Annotated in this window: 1 protein-coding gene; it reads left to right on the forward strand. The window is 47.9% G+C overall.

Going from position 1 to position 1,080, the window contains the following annotated elements:
• Nucleotides 1-872: 872 nt before the first annotated feature.
• The coding region (locus QZH66_RS16730) for a hypothetical protein (RefSeq protein ID WP_305806989.1) at nucleotides 873-1,080 on the forward strand (208 nt) is incomplete at its 3' end.

Here is a 1,080-nt window from a genome sequence, read left to right on the forward strand (position 1 = left end):
GCCTTCTTTAGGTAGGCTCAATCAGTCACATAATTCAAAGCTTGGCTTCAACGACATCGGACGTTTCGGAAGTAATCGGCGTTGGTGGTGCTTTCATTAACCCAAGCAAATAAATGAAATGAACGATAGCAAACAAGTCAGCAAAGACCATCGACAGAGAGCCTTAACTAAGCTACGTATTGAGCTGAAGAAAGACATAGTGCGTGCCGAGTGGATTGCTGCGAATTGTGGATTGTGGGAATTGCTGCGGTTGTGCTATCTGCTTCGTGTATCACGTACGCTCGCAATGCATCCATCCTTGCAAGGGAAGCTCACGAAGGCGCAGGTTACAGAATTTCATCTACACGATGAAGCAGCAAAGTATGCGATTGGTCTGGTGGCAAAGCATGGATCTTGGACCGGTGCGTGCGATCTACAGAGGTCGTTCAAGGGCTTTAACAATTACTTCGTCGACGAGTTGATGCGACATGCGCGTCACATCAACGCGAAATTTGAAACGGAAAAGCTCCTACATATTGCGAACGTTAAAGTCGTTGGAGACCGTGATCAGGATGCAATTCTTGATACGGACCTAAAAAGCCTTGAGCCGGAACGGGTAAATTACTTGAATTACGGTGTACGCCTTGAGCAACACACCAGCCGCAGTAAGGAAAATTTCAAAACAATTCCAGAACTGGTCGCACTGGTACGGCAGGACGTGAACGGATTGGAGGAGCAATTTGCAGCGCAGTTCGGTCTCTCCATAGAGCGCTACTGTNGAAAATTTCAAAACAATTCCAGAACTGGTCGCACTGGTACGGCAGGACGTGAACGGATTGGAGGAGCAATTTGCAGCGCAGTTCGGTCTCTCCATAGAGCGCTACTGTGAGGGGTTGCTTGAGCTGAAGACGGTATTCGAAGCCAAGTTTCAAGCTGCTTATGCGCGAATTGATTCCCAAAATACCGGAAACATCGACTTCGATAAAGCGGAATCGTTTGTGCAACTTGCCAGTTCCATGTTTTTCACGGACGACGAACTTGATACAGCAGTAAATGTTGACTTCGCGGCATATTTGCGCTCCCACCCATTCGCCACCGCAA

Source organism: Stenotrophomonas sp. YIM B06876, assembly GCF_030711595.1.
Lineage (GTDB): Bacteria > Pseudomonadota > Gammaproteobacteria > Xanthomonadales > Xanthomonadaceae > Stenotrophomonas.